Raw genomic sequence first — 23,216 nt, 5'->3', positions numbered from 1 at the left:
CGGAGCCAACATGACCACGCCCAGCGAAAAAGTTGTCGAAGCTCTCCGGGCCTCGCTCAAGGAGACCGAGCGCCTGCGGCGGCACAACCGCGAACTCGCCGCCGCGGCCTCGGAGCCCATCGCCGTCGTCGCGATGAGCTGCCGCTACCCCGGGGGCGTCAACTCCCCCGAAGACCTCTGGAACCTCGTCGCCACCGGCTCCGACGCCGTCTCGGGCTTCCCCACCGACCGCGGCTGGGACCTGGACGCGCTGCGCGACGCCGGCGTCGACGCCCGCGGCCACGCCGTCAGCCAGCAGGGCGGATTCCTCGACTCGGTCGCCGACTTCGACGCCGCCTTCTTCGGCGTCTCCCCGCGCGAGGCCGTCTCCATGGACCCGCAGCAGCGGCTCCTCCTGGAGACGTCCTGGGAGGTCGTCGAACGCGCCGGCATCGACCCGCGCGCCCTGCGCGGCAGCCGCACCGGCGTCTTCGTCGGCACCAACGGCCAGGACTACGCCTACCTGATGATCAGGTCGCTGTCCGACGCCACCGGCGACATCGGCACCGGCATCGCCGCGAGCGCCACCTCGGGACGCCTCTCCTACACCCTGGGCCTCGAAGGCCCCGCCGTCACCGTCGACACCGCCTGCTCCTCCTCCCTCGTCGCCCTGCACGCCGCCACCCACGCCCTGCGCGCGGGCGAGTGCACCATGGCCCTCGCGGGCGGCGTCAACGTGATGTCCGCGCCCGGCTCCCTGATGGAGTTCTCCCGCCAGGGCGGCCTGGCGGGCGACGGCCGCTGCAAGGCCTTCGCCGACGAGGCCGACGGCACCGGCTGGTCCGAAGGCGTCGGCGTGCTCCTCCTGGAGAAGCTCTCCGACGCCCGCCGCAACGGCCACCCCGTCCTCGCCGTGATCCGCGGCTCCGCCGTCAACCAGGACGGCGCGTCCAACGGCTTCACCGCCCCCAACGGACCGTCCCAACAGCGCGTCATCCGGCAGGCGTTGGGTGCCGCCGGGCTCACCACCGCCGACGTCGACGCCGTCGAGGCGCACGGCACCGGAACCCCCCTCGGCGACCCCATCGAGGCGCAGGCCCTGCTCGCCACCTACGGCCAGGACCGCGACCCCGACCAGCCGCTGCTGCTGGGCTCCATCAAGTCGAACATCGGGCACGCGCAGGCCGCCGCCGGTGTCGCAGGCGTCATCAAGATGGTCATGGCGATGCGCCACGGCGTCCTGCCCAAGACCCTGCACGCCGACCACCCCTCCCGGCACGTCGACTGGACCTCGGGCGCCGTCCGCCTGCTCACCGGCGCCCAGGAGTGGCCCGACACCGGCCGCCCCCGCCGGGCCGGCGTCTCCTCCTTCGGCATCAGCGGCACCAACGCCCACGTCCTGCTCGAACAGGCCGAGCCCGTCGCCGTACCCGAGACCCCCGCGGAGCCCGTGACCGTGCCCGCCGTCATCCCCTGGCCGGTCTCCGCCCGCACCGAGGCCGCCCTCGACGCCCAGCTGACCCGGCTCACCACCGCCACCGGAACCCCCCTCGACATCGGCCACTCCCTGGCCACCGGACGCTCCCTCTTCGAGCACCGCGCCGTCCTGCTGGCCGGACTCGACGGCGTCCCCGCCGAGACCGCGCGCGGCCACGCCACCGAACGCTCCCTCGCCGTCCTCTTCTCGGGCCAGGGCTCCCAGCGCCCCGGCATGGGCCGCGAACTGTACGCCCGCTTCCCGGTGTTCGCCCGCGCCCTCGACGAGGTCATGGACCTCCTCGACCCGCACCTGCAACGCCCCCTGCGCGAGGTCATGTTCGCCGAGCGTCGCACCCCCGAGGCCGCCCTCCTCGACTCCACCGGGTACACCCAGCCCGCCCTGTTCGCCGTCGAGGTCGCCCTCTACCGGCTCCTCGAATCCCTCGGCGTCACCCCGGAGTCCGTCGCCGGACACTCCATCGGCGAGATCGTCGCCGCGCACGTCGCGGGCGTCCTCTCCCTGCCCGACGCCTGCACCCTGGTCGCCGCCCGCGCCCGCCTGATGCAGCAACTGCCGTCCGGCGGCGCCATGGTGGCCGTGCAGGCCACCGAGGCCGAGACCACACCCCGCCTCACCGACGGCGTCGCCCTGGCCGCCGTCAACGGCCCCGACTCCGTCGTCCTCGCCGGTGAGGAGAGCGAAGTCCTCGCCCTCGCCGCCGAGTTCGCCACCGAGGGCCGCAAGACCCAGCGCCTCGCCGTCAGCCACGCCTTCCACTCGCCGCTGATGGAGCCGATGCTCGCGGAGTTCCGCCGCGTCGCCGAGAGCCTCACCTACCACGAGCCGCTCCTGCCCATCGTCTCCAACGTCACCGGCGCCCTCGCCGACGAACGGCTCCTGACCACACCCGACTACTGGGTCGAGCACGTCCGCGCCACCGTCCGCTTCGCCGACGGCGTCCGAGCCCTCGCCGACGCAGGCGCGAACGCCTTCGTCGAAGTGGGCCCCGACGGCGTCCTCACCGCCCTCGCCCAGCGCACCCTGGACGCCGCCACCGCCACCGCCACCGCCGACGCAGTCGTCGTGCCGGTGCTGCGCAAGGACCGCGCCGAGGAACGCGCCCTGCTCACCGGCCTCGCCAGGCTGCACGTCGCGGGCGTCGCCGTCGACTGGGCCGCCTGCTTCGACGGCACCGGCGCCCGCCGCACCGACCTGCCCACCTACAGCTGGCAGCACGAGCGGTACTGGCCCGTCCTGATGGCCGCCGCGGGAGACGTCAGCGCGGCCGGCCTGGTCTCCGCCGAACACCCGCTGCTCGGCGCCGCCGTCTCGCTCGCCGGCACCGACGGCGTCCTGTTCACCGGACGCCTCTCCGCGCAGACCCACCCCTGGCTGATGGACCACACCGTCGGCGGCATGGCGGCCTTCCCCGCCACCGGCTTCCTCGAACTCGCCGTCCGCGCGGGCGACCAGGTCGGCTGCGACCGGATCGAGGAACTCACCCTCGCCAAGCCCCTCATCCTCACCGAGACGTCCGCCGCCCTCGTCCAGGTCTGGGTCGGCGCCCCCGACACCTCGGGCGCCCGCCCCGTCACCGTCTACTCGCAGACCGTCGACGACCCCGAGCAGCGCTGGACCGAGCACGCCACCGGACACCTCACCACCGGAGAACACACCGCCCGCTTCGACGCCGCCGTCTGGCCGCCGCGCGGAGCGGTCGCCGCCGACCTGGAGGGCTTCTACGAGCGCACCGAGTACGGCCCGGTCTTCCAGGGCCTGCGCGCCGTCTGGACCCGCGGCGAGGAGGCCTTCGTCGAGGTCGCCCTGCCCGCCCGGGTCGACGACGCCGAGTACTACGGCATGCACCCGGCGCTCCTGGACGCCGCCGTCCAGTCCGTCGGCTTCGCCGGCCTCGGCGACGGCAAGAAGCTCGTCCCGTTCTCCTGGTCCGGGGTGTCGCTGCACGCGGGCGGCGCCTCCGTGGTCCGCGTCCGCGTCGCCCGCACCGGCGAGGACACCGTCTCCATCGCCGCCGTCGACGTCGAGGGCGCCCCGGTGCTCTCCGCCGAGTCCCTGATCCTGCGCGTCCCCTCCGCCCTCCAGGCCCCCACCCTGCACAGCAGCGAACAGGACGGACTGCTGCGCCTCGCCTGGGTGCCCGCCCCCGACAGCGGCACCAGCGCCGTCCGCCCCGTCACCCTGGGCACCGCCGACGCCTCCTGGCCCACCCCGGTGGCCGACCTCGACGAGGCCGCCACCCACACCCCCGACCTGGTCCTCGTCCCGCTCGCCGCCCCCGAGGGCGACACCCCCGCCGCCGTCCACGCCCTCACCGCCCGCACCCTCGACCTGGTCCGCCAGTGGCTCGACCGCGACCCGTCCGACGCCGGACGCCTGGTGTTCGTCACTCGTGGCGCCGTCGCCGCGGGCCCCGACGGCACGGTCGGGGACCTGCCGGCCGCCGCCGCGCACGGCCTGGTCCGCAGCGCCGAGGCCGAGAACCCCGGCCGGTTCGCCCTCCTCGACCTGGACGAGAACGCCGGGCTCGACGACGTCCTGCCGCAGCTCCCCGCCCTCCTCGCGGGCGGCGACACCCAGTTCGCGGTACGCGACGACACCGTCCTGGTGGCCCGCCTCGCCCGGCTGACCACCGGCACCGGCCTGCTTCCTGTGCCCGGACTCCCGTGGCGCCTCGACAGCACCGCCCCCGGCAGCATCGACGCCCTCGCCCTCGTCCCCGCCCCCGAGGCACTCGACGAGCCCGAGGGCCGCCACGTCCGCGTCGAGGTCCGCGCGGCGGGACTGAACTTCCGCGACGTCCTCAACGCGCTCGGCATGTACCCCGGCGAGGCCGGACTCCTCGGCTCGGAGGCCACGGGCACCGTCACGGCCGTGGGCCCCGACGTGACCGAACTGGCCGTCGGCGACCGGGTGATGGGCATGGTGCCCGGCGGCCTCGCCGACACCGTCCTCATCGACGAGCGCTACCTGACCCACGTCCCCGCCGGGTGGAGCGACGACGAAGCGGCCTCGATGCCGCTGGTGTTCCTCACCGCGCTGTACGCGTTCCGTGACCTGGCCGCGCTGTCGGCGGGGGAGCGGGTGCTGATCCATGCCGGTGCGGGTGGTGTCGGCATGGCCGCGATCCAGCTCGCCCAGCATCTGGGGGCCGAGGTGTTCGCGACGGCGAGCGAGGCGAAGTGGGACACCCTGCGCGGCCTCGGACTTGACGACGAGCACATCGCGTCGTCGCGTGACCTGGCGTTCGCGGAGAAGTTCCGTGACATGGACGTCGTCCTCAACGCGCTCGCGGGCGAGTTCGTGGACGCGTCGCTGCGGATCACCGCTCCTGGCGGGCGGTTCCTGGAGATGGGCAAGACCGACATCCGCGACCCGCAGGCGGTCGGTGAGGTCCGCTACCGGGCCTTCGACCTCGGCGAGGCGGGACCCGACCGGACGGCCGAACTCCTCGCTGAGCTGGTCGAGTTGTTCGAGTCCGGTGCGCTGCGTCCGCTGCCGGTGACGGTGTGGGACGTGCGGCGGGCCCGTGAGGCGTTCCGCCACATGAGCCAGGCCAAGCACATCGGCAAGATCGTCCTGACCATGCCGCCGCGCTGGAACCCCGAAGGCACCGTCCTCATCACCGGCGGCACCGGCGGTCTCGGCCGTGAGCTGGCCCGCCACCTGGTGACCGCCCGAGGCGCGCGCAGGCTGCTGCTCGCCTCCCGAAGCGGCCCGGACGCGGCGGGCGTTGACGCCTTCCGCACGGAACTCGCGGACTTGGGCGCGCAGGTCGACGTCGCCGCGTGCGATGTGACGGACCGTGCGGCCCTGGGCGAGCTGCTGGCTTCCGTCCCCGTCGAGCACCCGTTGACCGCCGTCGTGCACACCGCTGGTGTCCTCGACGACGGTGTCGTCACCGCGCTCACCCCCGAGCGCCTGGCGACCGTGCTGCGTCCGAAGGTCGACGCCGCCTGGCATCTGCACGAACTGACCCGCGGCCTCGACCTGGCCGCGTTCGTGATGTTCTCGTCCGTCTCCGGTGTGATGGGCAGCGCGGGACAGGCCAACTACGCGGCGGCCAACTCCTTCCTCGACACCCTCGCCCAGCACCGCACCGCCGACGGGCTGCCGGGCCAGTCGGTGGCCTGGGGCGCCTGGGCGCAGAGCGCCGGCATGACCGGCACCCTCTCCGACGCCGACATGCAGCGCATCGCGGCCTCCGGTGCCGCGCCCCTGCCCGTCGAGCGCGGCCTCGCCCTCTTCGACACCGCCACCGGCTCCGACGAACCCCTCGTCGTCGCCATCGGCGCCACCTCGGGTGACAGCCGCGTCCTCGGATTCGTCCCGCCGCTGCTGCGCAACCTGGTGCGCGGCACCCGCCGCGCCGCCGCGACCGCCGTCGGCGGCGCGAGCACCGCCGCCGACCTCGCCCGCCGGCTCCTCGAACTCCCCGTGGACGACCGGGTCAGGTACGCCGTCGAGCTGGTCCGCGCCGAGGCCGCCGCCGTCCTCGGCCACTCCTCGGCCAAGTCCGTGGAGCCGGGACGCGAGTTCCGCGAACTCGGCTTCGACTCGCTCACCGCCGTCGAACTGCGCAACCGGCTCACCACCGTCACCGGGCTGCGCCTCACCGCCACCCTGGTCTTCGACTACCCCACCCCGCACGGCCTCGCCGAGCACCTGGTGGCCGAACTCCTCGACGAACACGGTGAGACGGGCGCCCCCGTCGTGGCGGCCGACGTCGCCGACGACCCGGTCGTCATCGTCGGCATGGCCTGCCGGATGCCCGGCGGCGTCGACACCCCCGACGCGCTGTGGCGGATGCTCGCCGACGGCGAGGACCGCATCACCGGCTTCCCGACCGACCGCGGCTGGGACCTCGACGCCCTCTTCGGCGGCGGCCACGACAACCGGGGCGTCAGCGCCACCCGCCGCGGCGGATTCCTGCACGACGTCGGCGGCTTCGACGCCGGGTTCTTCGGGATCTCCCCGCGCGAGGCCCTCGCCATGGACCCGCAGCAGCGCCTCCTCCTGGAGACGTCGTGGGAGGCGTTCGAGCGGGCCGGCATCGACCCGGCGGGCCTGCGCGGCAGCGCCACCGGCATCTTCGTCGGCACCACAGGCCAGGACTACGCCAACCTCGTCATGACCTCACGCGAGGACGTCGAGGGACACGCCAGCACCGGCCTCGCCACCAGTGTCATCTCCGGCCGCGTCAGCTACACCCTCGGACTCGAAGGTCCCGCCCTCACCGTCGACACGGCCTGCTCCTCCTCGCTCGTCGCGCTGCACCTCGCCGCCCAGTCCCTGCGCAGCGGGGAGAGCAGCCTCGCCCTCGCGGGCGGCGTCACCGTCCTCTCCACCCCGATGAACTTCTCCGGGTTCACCCGGCAGGGCGGCCTGGCGGGCGACGGACTCTGCAAGGCGTTCGCGGACGCCGCCGACGGCACCGGCTGGTCCGAGGGCGTCGGCATGCTCGTCCTGGAACGGCTCTCCGATGCGCGCCGCAACGGGCACGAGGTGCTGGCCGTCGTCCGGGGCTCCGCCATCAACCAGGACGGCGCCTCCAACGGCCTCACCGCGCCCAACGGACCGTCCCAACAGCGGGTCATCCGGCAGGCGTTGGCGAGCGCGGGACTCACGACCGCCGATGTCGACGCCGTCGAGGCGCACGGCACCGGCACCACCCTCGGCGACCCCATCGAGGCGCAGGCCCTCCTCGCCACCTACGGCAGGGACCGCGACCCCGAGCAGCCGCTGCTGCTGGGCTCCATCAAGTCGAACATCGGCCACACGCAGGCCGCCGCCGGTGTCGCGGGCGTCATCAAGATGGTCCTGGCCATGCGCCACGGCACCCTGCCCAAGTCGCTGCACATCGATCAGCCCTCCACGCACGTCGACTGGGAGGCAGGGGCGGTCAGGCTCCTCGCCGACCACACCGCGTGGCCCGAGACCGGACGCCCCTGGCGGGCCGGCGTCTCCTCCTTCGGCCTCTCCGGCACCAACGCCCACGTGATCCTGGAGCAGCCGGAACCCGCCGAGGACGAGCCGCTGACCCCGGCGGAGCCCGAGACCACCCCGGCCGTCGTGCCGTGGCCGGTATCCGCCCGCACCGAAGAGGCCCTGCCCGGCCAGCTCGACCGCCTCACCGCACTCGACACCGCCCCGCTCGACCTCGGCTACTCCCTGGCCACCGGCCGCACCTCCTTCGAGCACCGGGCGGTGCTGCTGGCGGGTGCGGAGGGTGAGCCGGTGGAGGTGGCGCGGGGCCGTGCCGTGGAGCGGTCGCTCGCGGTGCTGTTCTCGGGTCAGGGTTCGCAGCGGGCCGGGATGGGCCGTGAACTGTACGGTCGTTTCCCGGTGTTCGCGGAGGCGCTGGACGCCGTCCTGGCCCGTCTGGACGTCCCGGAGTTGCGGGAGGTGCTGTTCGCCGACGACGACGAGCGGCTGCACACCACCGGGTACACCCAGCCCGCGCTGTTCGCCGTCGAGGTCGCTCTGTACCGGCTGGTCGAATCCCTCGGTGTGAGCCCGGAGTTCGTGGCCGGGCACTCGATCGGTGAGATCGCCGCCGCGCATGTCGCCGGGGTGTTCTCCCTCGACGACGCGTGCGCGCTGGTCGCGGCCCGTGCCCGGCTGATGCAGGAACTGCCGTCCGGTGGCGCCATGGTGGCCGTGCAGGCGACCGAGGCGGAGGTGGTCGAGCGGTTGACGGACGGGCTGTCCGTGGCCGCCGTCAACGGTCCTGAGTCGGTGGTCGTCGCCGGTCCTGAGACTGAAGTCACCGCGCTGGCGGCCGAGTTCGTCGCCGAGGGGCGCAAGGCGCAGCGGCTCGCTGTCAGTCACGCGTTCCACTCGGCGCTGATGGAGCCGATGCTCGATGCGTTCCGCGAGGTCGCGGAGGGGCTGACGTACGGCGAGCCGACGATCCCCGTCGTCTCCAACGTGACCGGCGCGCTCGCCACCCCGGGTCAACTCAGCACCGCCGCCTACTGGGTGGAGCACGTCCGTTGCACCGTCCGGTTCGCCGACGGTGTCCGTGCTCTCGCCGACGCGGGAGCCAACGCGTTCCTCGAAGTCGGCCCCGGCGGTGTCCTCACCGCCCTCGCCCAGCAGACCCTGGAGGCGGCCATCGCCGTCCCGCTGCTGCGCAAGGACCGGGACGAGGAGCCCGCGCTGCTCACGGCGCTGGCCCGACTCCACACCTGCGGCGTCGACATCGACTGGGCGCGCGCCTTCGACGGGACCGGCGCCCGCCGCGTCGAACTGCCCACCTACGCCTTCCACCACGAGCGCTACTGGCCGCGCCCGGCCACCCACACCGGCGACGTCACCGGAGCGGGACTCCGCCCCGCCGAGCACCCGCTGCTCGGCGCCGCCACCGCGCTCGCCGCCAACGAGGGCGTCCTGTTCACCGGACGCCTCTCCCTCACCACCCACCCGTGGCTCGCCGACCACACCGTCGGCGGCGGCCTGGTCCTCTTCCCCGCCACCGGCTTCCTGGAACTGGCCGTCCGCGCGGGTGACGAGGTCGGCTGCGACCGGGTCGAGGAGTTCACCCTCGCCACCCCGCTGCTCCTCCCCGCCGACGGCGCCGTCGTTGTCCAGGTGTGGGCCGGCGCCCCCGACGAGAGCGGCGCCCGCACGGTGAGCCTCTACTCACGGCCCGCCGACGCCCCCGACGCCCCCTGGACCGAGCACGCCGCGGGCACCCTGACCGGCGGTGCCGTCACCGCCACGCTCGACGCGTCGGTCTGGCCGCCGAAGGGCGCCGTCGCCGTCGACCTGGAGGGCTTCTACGACCGCACCGAGTACGGTCCCGTCTTCCGCACCATCCGCGCCGTCTGGAAGCGCGGCGACGAGGCGTTCGTGGAGGCGGCCCTGCCGTCCCAGGCCGACGACGCCGGCTACTACGGCATGCACCCGGCGCTCCTCGACGCCGCCGTCCAGTCCGTCGGCTTCGCCGGGCTCGACGACGAGCACAAGCTGCTGCCGTTCCTGTGGGCCGGGGTGTCGCTGCACGCGGGCGGCGCCTCCGTGGTCCGCTTCCGGGTCGCCCGCACGGGTGAGGACTCGGTGTCCATCGCCGCCGTCGACGTCGAGGGCGCCCCGGTGCTCTCCGCCGAGTCGCTGGTGCTGCGGGTGCCCGCTGGTATCGAGGCGCCCACCGCCCGCCGCACCGAACTCGACTCTCTGCTCCGCCTCGACTGGACCGCCGCACCGGAGACCCCGGAAGGCACCACCGCCCCGGCGACCCGGCACGCCACCCTCACCGTCCAGGACGCGACGGACCCCGCCGACGCCCTCGCCGCACTCGCCGGTGACGAGGACCTGGTCGCCGTCCCGGTGTCGGGCGACCCAGGCAACGCCGACGTGCCCGCCGCCACCCAGGCGCTCGCCGCGCGCGCCCTCGGCCTGGTCCGGGAATGGCTCACCCAGGAGCGGTTCGCCGACTCCCGCCTGGTGTTCGTCACCCGCCGTGCCGTGCGGGCGGGCGACGGCGACCGGATCGACGACCTGGCCGCCTCCGCGGTCTGGGGCCTGATCCGCGCCGCCCACTCCGAGAACCCCACCCGGTTCGCCCTCCTCGACCTGGACGAGAACGCCGGGCTCGACGACGTCCTGCCGCGGCTCCCCGCCCTCCTCGCGGGCGGCGACGCCCAGTTCGTCGTGCGCGACGGCGCGCTCCTCGTCGGCCGTCTCGACCGGGCCGTGACCGCGCCGACCCTGCTGCCGCCCGCCGAAGGCCCGTGGCGCCTGGACAGCACGAGCCGGGGCAGCCTGGACGCGCTGACCCTGCGCCCCAGCCCCGAGGTCCTCGATGAGCCCGAGGCCCGCGAGGTCCGCGTCGAAATCCGGGCAGCGGGACTGAACTTCCGCGACGTCCTCAACGCGCTCGGCATGTACCCCGGCGAGGCCGGACTCCTCGGCGCCGAGGCCACGGGTGTCGTCACGGCCGTGGGCCCCGACGTGACCGAACTGGCCGTCGGCGACCGGGTGATGGGCATGGTGCCCGGCGGCCTCGCCACCGACACCCTCATCGACGAACGCTTCCTGACCCGCGTCCCCGAGGGCTGGTCCGACGAGGAAGCGGCCTCCGTGCCGCTGGTGTTCCTCACCGCCCTCTACGGCCTCACCGAACTCGCCGGCCTCTCGGCGGGGGAGCGGGTGCTGATCCACGTGGGTGCGGGTGGTGTCGGCATGGCCGCGATCCAGCTCGCCCAGCACCTGGGCGCCGAGGTGTTCGCGACGGCGAGCGAGGCGAAGTGGGACACCCTGCGCGGCCTCGGACTTGACGACGAGCACATCGCGTCGTCGCGTGACCTGGCGTTCGCGGAGAAGTTCCCGCCGATGGACGTCGTCCTCAACGCCCTCGCGGGCGAGTTCGTGGACGCCTCCCTGCGGATCACGGCTCCTGGTGGGCGGTTCCTGGAGATGGGCAAGACCGACATCCGTGACCCGCAGGCGGTCGGTGAGGTCCGCTACCGGGCCTTCGATCTCGGCGAGGCGGGCCCCGACCGGACGGCCGAACTCCTGGCCGAGCTGGTTGAGTTGTTCGAGTCCGGTGCGCTGCGTCCGCTGCCGGTGACGGTGTGGGACGTGCGGCGGGCCCGTGAGGCGTTCCGCCACATGAGCCAGGCCAAGCACATCGGCAAGATCGTCCTGACCATGCCGCCGCGCTGGAACCCTGACGGCACCGTCCTCATCACCGGCGGCACCGGCGGTCTCGGCCGTGAGCTGGCCCGCCACCTGGTGACCGCCCGAGGCGCGCGCAGGCTGCTGCTCGCCTCCCGAAGCGGCCCGGAAGCGGCGGGCGTTGACGCCTTCCGCGCCGAACTGACCGAGTTGGGCGCGCAGGTCGACGTCGCCGCGTGCGATGTGACGGACCGTGCGGCCCTGGGCGAGCTGCTGGCTTCCGTCCCCGTCGAGCACCCGCTGACCGCCGTCGTGCACACCGCTGGTGTCCTCGACGACGGTGTCGTCACCGCGCTCACCCCCGAGCGTCTGGCGACCGTGCTGCGTCCGAAGGTCGACGCCGCCTGGCATCTGCACGAGCTGACGCGTGAACTCGGCCTCGACCTCGCCGCGTTCGTGATGTTCTCGTCCGTCTCCGGTGTGATGGGCAGCGCGGGACAGGCCAACTACGCGGCGGCCAACGTCTTCCTCGACTCCCTCGCGCAGTCCCGGGCGGCCGAAGGGCTGCCGAGCCTCTCGCTGGCCTGGGGCGCCTGGGAGCAGACCGCCGGCATGACCGGCACCCTCTCCGACGCCGGGATGCGGCGCATGACGGCCTCGGCCGCACCGCCCCTCACCGTCGCCCAGGGCCTCGCCCTGTGGGACGCGGCCACGGTCTCCGCCGAGCCCTACCTGGTGCCGATCGGCGCCTCGGGCAACAGCAGGATGCCGGGCGAGGTCCCGCCGCTGCTGCGCAACCTGGTCCGCGGCACCCGCCGCGCCGCCGCGACCGCCGTCGGCGGCGCCGGCACCGCGGCGGCCGTCACCCGACAACTCCTCGACCTGCGCGAGGAGGAGCGGCTGCGCTTCGCGGTCAACCTGGTCCGCGGCGAGGCCGCCCCGGTCCTCGGCCACTCCTCGACCAAGGCCATCGACGCCGACCGCGACTTCCACGACCTCGGCTTCGACTCGCTCACCGCCGTCGAACTGCGCAACCGGCTCACCGCCGTCACCGGACTGCGGCTGCCCGCCACCCTGGTCTTCGACTACCCGACCCCCACCGTCCTCGCCGAACACCTGGTCTCCGCACTCCTCGACGAGGAGCGCGCGACCGGTACGGCGGGCCCGGCCGTCGTCGCCACGGCGGTCGCCGAGGACCCGATCGTCATCGTCGGCATGGCCTGCCGGATGCCCGGCGGGGTCAGCTCCCCTGAGGAGCTGTGGCGCCTCGTCGTCGAAGGCGAGGAGGGCATCTCCGCCTTCCCGACCGACCGCGGCTGGGACCTCGACACCCTTCAGCGCGGCGGCGAGGGCGGCCACGGCCGCAGCGCCACCTCCGAGGGCGGATTCCTGTACGACGTCGCCGACTTCGACGCCGACTTCTTCGGGATCTCCCCGCGCGAGGCCCTCGCCATGGACCCGCAGCAGCGGCTCCTGCTGGAGACGTCGTGGGAGGCGTTCGAGCGGGCCGGCATCGACCCCGCCACCATGCGCGGCAGCCGTACCGGCGTCTTCGTCGGCACCAGCGGCCAGGACTACACCACCCTCGTCATGAACTCCCGCGAGGACGCCGAGGGCCACGCCCCCACCGGCCTCGCCACCAGCGTCATCTCCGGCCGGCTCTCCTACACGTTCGGGCTCGAAGGCCCGGCCGTGACCATCGACACCGCCTGCTCGTCCTCCCTGGTCGCCCTGCACTGGGCGGCGCACGCGCTGCGTTCCGGCGAGGCCGACCTGGCGCTCGCCGGCGGTGTCACCGTGATGTCCACCGCCATGGGCTACGCCGGGTTCACCCGGCAGGGCGGCCTGGCGGGCGACGGCCGCTGCAAGGCGTTCGCCGACGCGGCCGACGGCACCGGCTGGTCCGAGGGTGTCGGCATGCTGGTCGTGGAGCGGCTCTCCGACGCGCGTCGCAACGGGCACCCGGTGCTCGCGGTGCTGCGCGGCTCCGCCGTCAACCAGGACGGCGCGTCCAACGGCCTCACCGCGCCCAACGGCCCGTCCCAACAGCGCGTCATCCGGCAGGCGTTGGCGAGTGCCGGGCTCACCACGGCCGATGTCGACGCCGTCGAGGCGCACGGCACCGGCACCACCCTCGGCGACCCCATCGAGGCGCAGGCGCTGCTGGCCACCTACGGCCAGGACCGGCCCGAGGACCGGCCGCTGCTGCTCGGCTCGATCAAGTCGAACATCGGGCACGCGCAGGCCGCCGCCGGTGTCGCGGGCGTCATCAAGACCGTCATGGCGATCCGGCACGGTGTCCTGCCCAAGTCCCTGCACATCGACCGCCCTTCGACGCATGTCGACTGGACCGAGGGCGAGGTGCGGCTGCTGACCGAGACCACCGCCTGGCCCGAGACCGGCAGGCCGCGCCGCGCCGCCGTGTCGTCCTTCGGCATCAGCGGCACCAACGCGCACACCATCATCGAGCAGGCCCCGCAGACCGAGGAGCCCCCGGTCACCGCGCCGGCCACGGCCCCCGCCACCGTCGCGTGGCCGGTCTCGGCGAAGTCCCCCGAGGCCCTGGACGCCCAGCTCGCCCGGATCACCTCCGTGACCGGCGCGGACGCGCTCGACATCGGGCACTCGCTGGCCACCGGCCGCTCCTCGTTCGAGTACCGGGCGGTGCTGCTGGCGGGTGCGGAGGGTGAGCCGGTGGAGGTGGCGCGGGGCCGTGCCGTGGAGCGGTCGCTCGCGGTGCTGTTCTCGGGTCAGGGTTCGCAGCGGGCCGGGATGGGCCGTGAACTGTACGGTCGTTTTCCGGTGTTCGCGGAGGTGTTGGACGCCGTTCTCGACCGTCTGGACGTCGCTGAGTTGCGGGAGGTGCTGTTCGCCGAGGACGACGAGCGGCTGCACACCACCGGGTACACCCAGCCCGCGCTGTTCGCCGTCGAGGTCGCTCTGTACCGGCTGGTCGAATCCCTCGGTGTGAGCCCGGAGTTCGTGGGCGGCCACTCGATCGGTGAGATCGCCGCCGCGCATGTCGCCGGGGTGTTCTCCCTCGACGACGCGTGCACACTCGTCGCAGCCCGTGCGCGGCTGATGCAGGAACTGCCGTCCGGTGGGGCCATGGTGGCCGTCCAGGCGACCGAGGCGGAGGTGGTCGAGCGGTTGACGGACGGGCTGTCCGTGGCCGCCGTCAACGGTCCTGAGTCGGTGGTCGTCGCCGGTCCTGAGACTGAAGTCACCGCGCTGGCAGCTGAGTTCGTCGCCGAGGGGCGCAAGACGCAGCGGCTCGCGGTCAGTCACGCCTTCCACTCGGCGCTGATGGAGCCGATGCTCGATGCGTTCCGCGAGGTCGCGGAGGGGCTGACGTACGGCGAGCCGCGCATCCCGGTCGTCTCCAACGTCACCGGAGCCCTCGCCGCCCCCGGCCAACTCACCACCCCGGCCTACTGGGTGGAGCACGTCCGTGGCACCGTCCGGTTCGCCGACGGTGTCCGTAGCCTCGCCGACGCGGGAGCCAACGCGTTCCTCGAAGTCGGCCCCGGCGGTGTCCTCACCGCCCTCACCCGGCAGACCCTCGACACCACGGAGAGCGCCGACGCCGAGCCCGGCGTCGCCGTGCCCGCGCTGCGCAAGGACCGGGACGAGGAGAGCGCGCTGCTCACCGCGCTCGCCGGACTGCACGTCGCCGGTGTCCGCGTCGACTGGGCGGGCACCCTCGCCGGCACCGGCGCCCGCCGTGTCGAACTGCCGACGTACGCCTTCCAGCGGGCCCGCTACTGGCCCGACACCCGGCGCCACCCCGCGGGCGGCGCCGCCGACCCGCTGGACGGCGCCTTCTGGACGGCCGTCGAGGGCGAGGACCTGACCAGCCTCGCCGCCGACCTCGCCGTGGACACCGACGCGCTCGGCGCGGTCCTGCCCGCCCTCTCCACCTGGCGGCGCAGGCGCCGCGACCAGGCCATGGTCGACTCCAACCGGCACCACGAGACATGGAAGCCGCTCTCCCTGCCCGCCGCCGCCCCGGCCCCGACCGGCACCTGGCTGGCCGTCGTGCCCGCCGCGCACGCCGACGACCCGTGGACCAGCGCCGTCCTCGACGCCGTCGGCACCGGCGGCGCCGACCTGGTCCACCTCACCGTCGACCCCGCGGACACCGAACGCGACGCCCTCGCCGCACGGCTGCGCACCCTGGCAGCCGACGGCACCGCCCTCACCGGCGTGGTCTCCCTGCTCGCCCTCGCCGACTCCCCGGACGCCCCCGACACCGCCGGTGTCCCGTCCGCCGTGCTCGTGCAGGCCCTCCTGGACGCCGAGGTCAACGCCCCGCTGTGGGCGCTGACCCGCGGTGCCGTCACCGTCGCGGGCTCCGAGGCCGTCACCGCACCCGCGCAGGCCGCCGTCTGGGGCCTCGGCCGGGTCGCCGCGCTCGAACACCCGGCCGTCTGGGGCGGTCTCGTCGACCTGCCCGACACGCTGGACGAACGCGCCGCCCGCCGGTTCGCCGCCGTCCTCGCCGGACACGACGGCGAGGACCAGGTCGCCGTCCGCGCCTCCGCCGTCTTCGGCCGCAGGCTCGTCCCCGCCACCGAGACCGCCCCCGACGCGGGCTGGCAGCCGCGCGGCACCGTCCTCGTCACCGGCGGCACCGGCGGCCGGGGCGCCCACGTGGCGCGCTGGCTGGCGGGCGCGGGCGCCGAACGCCTCGTCCTCCTCAGCCGCCGGGGCCCGGACGCGCCGGGCGCCGACGCCCTGCGCGCCGAACTCACCGACCTCGGCGCCCACGTCACCCTCGCCGCCTGCGACGCGGCCGACCGCGACGCCCTCGCCGCCGTCCTCGCCGACATCCCCGACCACACCCCGCTCACCGCGGTGGTGCACGCGGCCGGCGTCGTCGACGACGGGGTCCTCGACGACCTCACCCCCGACCGGTTCGCCGCCCTGCACCACGCGCGGACCGCGCCCGCCCTCCACCTGGACGCGCTGACCCGCGGCCTCGACCTGGACGCGTTCGTCCTCTGCTCCTCCGTCGCGGGCACCGTCGGCACGGCGGGCCGCGCCAACCTCGCCGCCGCCACCGCCGTCCTCGACGCGCTCGCCCGCGCCCGCCGCGCCGCGGGGCTGCCCGCCACCGCGATCGGCTGGGGCGCCTGGATCGGCGACGACGCCGAGACGCCCCGCCCGCAGCAGACCGGCGCGGGACACCCGGCCGTCCACCCCGATCTGGCGCTCGCCGCGCTCCGCCAGGCCGTCACCGGCACCGAAGCCGCGCCCGTGCTGTTCGACCCGCGCCAGCCGCAGGTCCTCGACGGCCTCATCGGGATGCGCGGCAACGCCCTGCTGCGCGACCTGCCCGAGGCCAGGCAGGCCCTGGCCGACGCCGAGAACACCCGCGACCGGACCAGGACCGCCGCGTCCGGGCTCGCCGAACGGCTCAGCGGGCTGCCCGCCGACGAGCGCACCGGACTCCTCACCGACCTGGTGCGCACCCACGCGGCGGCCGTCCTCGGCCACCCGGGTCCCGAGGCCGTCGCCCCCGACCGCAACTTCCGCGACCTCGGCTTCGACTCGCTCACCGCGATCGAGCTGCCGAACCGGCTCGCCCTCGCCACCGGGCTGCGGCTGCCCGCCACCACGGTCTACGACTACCCGACCGCCAAGGCCCTCGCCCAGCACCTCGTCACCGCGCTGCTCGGCGAGCCCGACACCAGGGGCCCCGACCCGGCCGCCGCCGCGGCCCTGGCCGAGGACCCGGTCGTCATCGTCGGGATGGCCTGCCGGCTGCCCGGCGGGGTCCGCTCCCCGCAGGACCTGTGGGCGATGCTCAGCGAAGGCCGCGACGGCGTCGAGGCGTTCCCCGAGGACCGCGGCTGGGACCTCGCCACCCTCACCAGCGGAGGCGCCGACGGCCGCGGCCGCAGCGCCACCCTGCGCGGTGGCTTCCTCTCGGGCGCCGCCGACTTCGACGCCGCGTTCTTCGGGATCTCCCCGCGCGAGGCCCTCGCCATGGACCCGCAGCAGCGGCTCCTCCTGGAGACCACCTGGGAGGCGTTCGAGCGGTCAGGCATCGACGCCGACGGGCTGCGCGGCAGCCGTACCGGTGTCTTCGTCGGCACCAACGGCCAGGACTACTCCACCCTCGTCATGAACTCCCGCGAGGACCTGGAGGGCCACGCTGGCACCGGCCTCGCCGCGAGCGTCGTCTCCGGGCGGCTCGCCTACACCTTCGGCCTCGAAGGGCCCGCGGTCACCGTCGACACCGCCTGCTCGTCCTCCCTGGTCGCCCTGCACTGGGCGATGCAGGCCCTGCGCGCGGGCGAGTGCGATCTCGCCGTCGCGGGCGGCATCACCATGATGAGCACGCCGTCCAGTTTCTCCGGCTTCACCCTCCAGAACGGCCTGTCCACCGACGGCCGTTGCAAGGCGTACGCGGACGCCGCCGACGGCACCGGCTGGTCCGAGGGCGTCGGCCTGATCGTCGTCGAGCGGCTCTCCGACGCCCGCCGCAACGGGCACGAGGTGCTGGCCGTCGTCCGGGGCTCCGCCATCAACCAGGACGGCGCCTCCAACGGCCTCACCGCCCCCAACGGACCCTCCCAACAGCGCGTCATCCGCCAGGCGTTGGCGAGCGCCGGGCTCACCACCTCCGACGTCGACGCCGTCGAGGGCCACGGCACCGGAACCCCCCTCGGTGACCCCATCGAGGCGCAGGCGCTGCTGGCCACCTACGGCCAGGACCGGCCCGAGGACCGGCCGCTGCTGCTCGGCTCCATCAAGTCGAACATCGGCCACACCCAGGCCGCCGCCGGTGTCGCCGGCATCATCAAGACCGTCATGGCGATGCGCAACGGCGTCCTGCCGCGCACCCTCCACGTGGACCGGCCCTCCACCCACGTCGACTGGGAGGCGGGCGCGATCCGGCTGCTCACCGAGGAGTCCGCGTGGCCCGAGACCGGGCGCCCCTGGCGGGCCGGCATCTCGTCCTTCGGCATCAGCGGCACCAACGCGCACACCATCATCGAGCAGGCCCCCGAGGTCCAGGACGAGCCCGCGGCGCCCAGCACGCCGACCCGCACCCCGGCCGTCGTCCCGTGGCCGGTGTCCGCCAAGTCCGAACAGGCCCTGGACGCCCAGGCGTCGGGCGTCACCGCTCTCGCCACCGCGGACCCGCTCGACCTCGGCTTCTCCCTCGCCACCGGGCGGGCCCTGTTCGACCACCGCGCGGTGCTCCTCGCCGCACCCGGCCGGCCGCCCACCGAGGTCGCCAGGGGCCGGGCCGCCCACCGCTCCCTCGCCGTCCTCTTCTCAGGACAGGGCTCGCAGCGCGCCGGCATGGGCCGTGCACTGTACGGCCGTTACCCGGTGTTCGCGGAGGCCCTGGACGCCGTCCTGGCCCGCCTGGACGTGCCGGGACTGCGGGAGGTGCTGTTCGCCGACGACGACGAGCGGCTCCACACCACCGGCTACACCCAGCCCGCCCTGTTCGCCGTCGAGGTCGCCCTCTACCGGCTCGTCGAGTCGTGGGGCGTCAGGCCCGAGCAGGTCGCCGGACACTCGATCGGCGAGATCGCCGCCGCGCATGTCGCCGGGGTGTTCTCCCTCGACGACGCCTGCACCCTCGTCGCGGCCCGCGCCCGGCTGATGCAGGAACTGCCGTCCGGCGGCGCCATGGTGGCCGTCCAGGCGACCGAGGCGGAGATCGCCGGACGCCTCACCGACGGGGTCACCCTGGCCGCCGTCAACGGGCCCGACTCGGTCGTCATCGCCGGAGCCGAGGACGAAGTCCTCACTCTTGCTGCCGAGTTCACCGCCGAGGGACGCAAGACCTCGCGGCTCTCCGTCAGTCACGCCTTCCACTCGCCGCTGATGGAGCCGATGCTCGACGCGTTCCGCGAGGTCGCCGAGGGACTCACCTACACCGAGCCGAAGATCCCCGTCGTCTCCAACGTCACAGGCGCCCTCGCCGAACCCGGACAGCTCACCGACCCCGGATACTGGGTGCGGCACGTCCGGGAGACCGTCCGGTTCGCCGACGGTGTGCGCGCCCTCACCGGCGCGGGCGCGGGCGCCTTCCTGGAGATCGGGCCCGGCGGTGTCCTCACCGCCCTCACCGGACGCGTCCTGGACACCGAGGGACACGACGAGGCCGTCACCTTCCCGGCCCTGCGCAAGGACCGCGACGAGGAGACCGCGCTGCTCACCGCGCTCGCCGGACTCCACGTCAACGGCGTCCGCGTCGACTGGGCCGCCTGGTTCGCTGGCACCGGCGCCCACCGCACCGACCTGCCCACCTACCCCTTCCAGCGCGAACGGTACTGGCCGCGCCCCGCCGCCCTCACCGGCGACATCAGCACGGCGGGACTGATCTCCGCCGAACACCCCCTGCTCGGCGCGGCCGTTCCGCTCGCCGACTCCGAGGCCGCCCTCTTCACCAGCCAGATCTCCCTCCAGGTCCACCCCTGGCTGCTCGACCACAAGGTCGGCGGCACCGTCATCCTGCCCGGCACCGGCTACCTGGAGATGGCCGTCCGCGCCGCCGACCAGGTCGGCTGCGGCCGGGTGGAGGAACTGGTGCTCGCCGCCCCGATGGTCCTCGACGCGAAGGTGCCCACCTCCGTCCAGGTCGTCATCGGCGCCCCGGGCGACGACGGCTCCCGCACCATCACCTTCTACTCCCGGCCCTCCGACGTCATCGACGGACCCTGGTCCCGGCACGCCGACGGCCTGCTCGCCGTCGAGGAACGCACCGACACCTTCGAGACGCCCGTCTGGCCGCCCGCCGACGCCGTCTCCGTCCAGTTCGACGGCGACTACAGCCGCACCGAGTACGGACCCTCCTTCCACGGCCTGCGCCAGGTGTGGATCCGCGGCGACGAAGCCTTCGCCGAGGTCGCCCTGCCCGACGAAGTCGCCGGTGACGCCCAGTACTTCGGGATGCACCCGGCGCTCCTCGACGCCGTCCAGCACGCCAACGGCTACCTCGGCGTCGGCAGCGCGGACCGCCCGCTGCTCCCGTTCGCCTGGAACGGCGTCTCCCTGCACGCCCGCGGCGCCACCACGCTCCGGGTGCGCATCCTGCGGCTCGGCGACGAGTCGGTCCGGGTGACCGCCTCCGACGCCGAGGGCGCCCCGGTGCTCTCCGCCGAGTCCCTGGTGCTGCGCGCCCCCACCGTGCCCAGCGCCCCCGTCGCCACCGGCGGCCAGGAACCGGTGTTCCGGCTCGACTGGACGGCCGCCCCCGAGGTCAAGCCCACCGAGGGCCTGACCGCCGCGACCCTCGGCGCCGACCTCTTCGGCACCGGCACCACCCTGGCGTCCCTCGCCGACCTCACCGGACCCGACGGGGACACCTCGGGCGCCCCCGACTTCGTCCTCGTCCCGCTCACCGGGGCGGGCGCCGGCGACCCGTACGGGCCGGGCAGCGACGTGCCGGGCGCGGTCCACGCGCTGACCACCCACACCCTCGACCTGGTCAAGAGGTGGCTGGCGACCGACCGGCTCGACCACTCCCGGCTGGTGTTCGTCACCCACGGCGCGGTCGCCGCCGACGACACCGAGACCGTCCACGACCTCGCGGCCGGCGCCGCCTGGGGCCTGGTGCGCTCCGCGCAGTCCGAGAACCCCGACCGGTTCGTCCTGCTCGACCTGCCCGCGACCGACAACGCCACCGGCACCACCAGCGCCGAGAGCGCAGACGCGCTGCGGGCCCTGCTGCCCGCCCTGCCCGGTCTGCTCGCCACCGGCGACGCCCAGTTCGCCGTCCGCGAGGGCACCCCGCTCGTCGGCCGCCTGGAACGGCTCACCACCGCGCCGGGACTGCTCGCCCCCGCCCACGTCCCGTGGCGCCTCGACACCACGGGCAAGGGCAGCCTCGACAACCTGGTCCTCGCGCCCTGCCCCGAGGTCCTCGCGCCGCTCGGCGCCCACGAGGTCCGCGTCGACGTGGACGCCACCGGCGTCAACTTCCGTGACGTCCTCAACGCCCTCGGCATGTACCCCGGCGAGTCGGGCCCGATGGGCACCGAGGCCGCGGGCGTGGTCACCGAGGTCGGTGAGGCCGTCACCGGTCTCGCCCCCGGCGACCGGGTCCTGGGCACCGTGGGCGGCGGCTTCGGCCCCGTCGTCGTCGCCGACCAGCACTACCTGGCCCGCGTCCCCGACGGCTGGACCCAGCAGGAGGCGGCCTCCGTCCCGCTGGTGTTCCTCACCGCGCTGTACGCGTTCCGTGACCTGGCCGCGCTGTCGGCGGGGGAGCGGGTGCTGATCCACGCCGGTGCGGGCGGTGTCGGCATGGCCGCGATCCAGCTCGCGCAGCATCTGGGCGCGGAGGTGTTCGCGACGGCGAGCGAGGCGAAGTGGGACACCCTGCGCGGCCTCGGACTTGACGACGAGCACATCGCGTCGTCCCGTGACCTGGCGTTCGCGGAGAAGTTCCCGCCGATGGACGTCGTCCTCAACGCGCTCGCGGGCGAGTTCGTGGACGCGTCGCTACGGATCACCGCTCCCGGCGGGCGGTTCCTGGAGATGGGCAAGACCGACATCCGCGACCCCCGCTCCACCGGCGACGTCCGCTACCGGGCCTTCGACCTCGGCGAGGCGGGACCCGAGCGCAACAAGGCGCTCCTGGGCGAACTCCTCGACCTGTTCGCCGCCGGCGCGCTGCGTCCGCTGCCGGTGAAGGTGTGGGACGTGCGGCGGGCCCGTGAGGCGTTCCGCTTCATGAGCCAGGCCAAGCACATCGGCAAGATCGTCCTGACCATGCCGCCGCGCTGGAACCCTGACGGCACCGTCCTCATCACCGGCGGTACCGGCGCCCTCGGCGGACACCTCGCCCGCCGCTTCGCCGCCGCAGGCATGCGCAACCTGCTGCTCACCAGCAGGCGCGGGCCCGACGCCCCCGGCGCCGCCGAACTCGCCGCCGAACTGCGCGAGATGGGCGCCGAGGCCACCGTCGTCGCCTGCGACACCAGTGACCGCGACGCCACCGCCGCCCTCATCGGCGCGGTCCCCGCGGCGCACCCGCTCACCGCGATCGTGCACACGGCCGGCGTCCTCGACGACGGCGTGATCGCCTCGCTCTCCCCGGAGCGGCTCGCCGACGTCCTGCGGCCCAAGGTGGACGCCGCCTGGCATCTGCACGAGCTGACCCGCGACCTCGACCTCGCCGCGTTCCTGCCCTTCTCGTCCATCGCGGGCGTCATGGGCAGCCCCGGCCAGGGCAACTACGCCGCCGCCAACTCGTTCCTCGACGCCCTCACCCGCCACCGCCGCGAACTCGGCCTCGCCGCGACCTCGTTGGCCTGGGGTCCGTGGGCCCACGACGGCGGCATGACCAGCACCCTCTCCGACACCGACATGCGCCGCATGCAGTCGGGCGGCCTGCCGCCGCTCCCCGTCGAACAGGGCCTGGAACTCTTCGACATCGCCCGCGGCTCCGACGAGACGTTCCTCGTCCTGGTCGGGCTCGCCCCCGGCGCCATGCGCGGCGCCGCCATCGAGGACCTGCCGCCGCTGTTCCGCTCCATGGTCCGCAGCGGCCGGCGCACCGCCGCCGCCACCGACGCGGCCGGCGCCTCCGCGGCGCTCGGCGCCAAGCTCGCCGAACTCGGCGCGGCCGACCGGGTCAGGTACGTCACCGACCTGGTCCGCGAACAGGCCGCCCGGGTCCTCGGCCACGCCTCCCCGAAGTCCGTCGACATCACCCAGGAGTTCCGCGACCTCGGCTTCGACTCCCTGACCGCGCTGGAACTGCGCAACCACCTGTCCACCGCGACCGGACTGCGCCTGCCGGCGACGCTGGTCTTCGACTACCCGACCCCCACGTCGCTCGCCGAGCACTTCGTCTCCGAGCTGGTGGGCGACGACACCCCGCAGGGGCCGTCGCTGCTCACCGAACTCGACCGGTTCGAAGCGCTGTTCGCGGCCGGCGACCCGGACGAGATCACCCGCGCGGGCCTCGCCCTGCGCCTCGGCCAGATGCTGGACAAGGTACGCGGCGCCGCCCAGGAACCGACCGGCTCGTCCGTCGACGACGACTTCGAATCGGCCAGCGCCGACGACGTCTTCGCGTTCATCGACAACGAGCTGGGCCGGCTGGGCGACCGCTGAGACGAGCTTGATCCACCACAGGAAG

1 protein-coding gene is annotated in these 23,216 nt (G+C 74.4%); it reads left to right on the top strand.

Going from position 1 to position 23,216, the window contains the following annotated elements:
• Nucleotides 1-10 precede the first annotated feature (10 nt).
• A complete protein-coding gene (locus tag DDJ31_RS05220; RefSeq protein ID WP_127181462.1) occupies nucleotides 11-23,191 on the top strand; it encodes a type I polyketide synthase in 23,181 nt (7,726 codons plus the stop codon).
• The last annotated feature ends 25 nt before the right edge of the window (nucleotides 23,192-23,216 follow it).

Source organism: Streptomyces griseoviridis (genome assembly GCF_005222485.1).
GTDB classification, from domain to species: domain Bacteria; phylum Actinomycetota; class Actinomycetes; order Streptomycetales; family Streptomycetaceae; genus Streptomyces; species Streptomyces hintoniae.
The sequence above is the reverse complement of the archived record's forward strand: the minus strand, read 5'-3'. Positions and strand labels throughout refer to the sequence as shown.

Excerpts from the sequence above, each read along its gene's own strand:
- DDJ31_RS05220 (WP_127181462.1), top strand. The coding sequence starts at position 11 with ATGACCACGCCCAGCGAAAAAGTTGTCGAAGCTCTCCGGGCCTCGCTC.